This window comes from Parafrankia sp. Ea1.12 (assembly GCF_900465275.1).
Taxonomy (GTDB): Bacteria; Actinomycetota; Actinomycetes; order Frankiales; family Frankiaceae; genus Parafrankia; species Parafrankia soli.
This window is the reverse complement of the sequence record NZ_UBIZ01000731.1, coordinates 1-370: the sequence shown is the minus strand read 5'-3', so window position 1 is coordinate 370 and position 370 is coordinate 1. Positions and strand designations below refer to the sequence as shown.

1 protein-coding gene is annotated in these 370 nt (G+C 65.4%); it reads right to left on the bottom strand.

The annotated features are described in order from the left end of the window. Positions 1-82 precede the first annotated feature (82 nt). Positions 83-370: transposase (locus FMEAI12_RS36005; protein WP_235015162.1), on the bottom strand; the 288-nt coding region annotated here is incomplete at its 5' end.

Sequence of the window (370 nt, the reverse complement as noted above, 5' to 3'; positions counted from 1 at the left end):
CTTGACGGCTACCGCCGGCTGACCGTCCGCTACGAACGCAACGGCCGTAACTTCCTCGGATTCCTCTGCCTGGCCGCCGCGATCACCTGCTGGAAGAAACTCCCACACCCCACCTGAGACACGCTCTAAAACCCCAGGTTGACACCGGTGGCCGAGTTCTGGCACCCCACAGGGTGCAGAGGGCTTGGGCGAGGCAGGCGAGGGTGACGTGTCGGTGCCAGCCGTCGAACGAACGTCCCTCGTAGTGGTCGAGGCCGAGGCCGTCTTTGAGTTCGCGGTAGTCGTGTTCGATCCGCCAGCGGATCTTCGCGAGGCGGACGAGGTGCCGTAGTGGGGTGCCCTCGGGCAGGGTGGACAGCCAGTAGTCGGT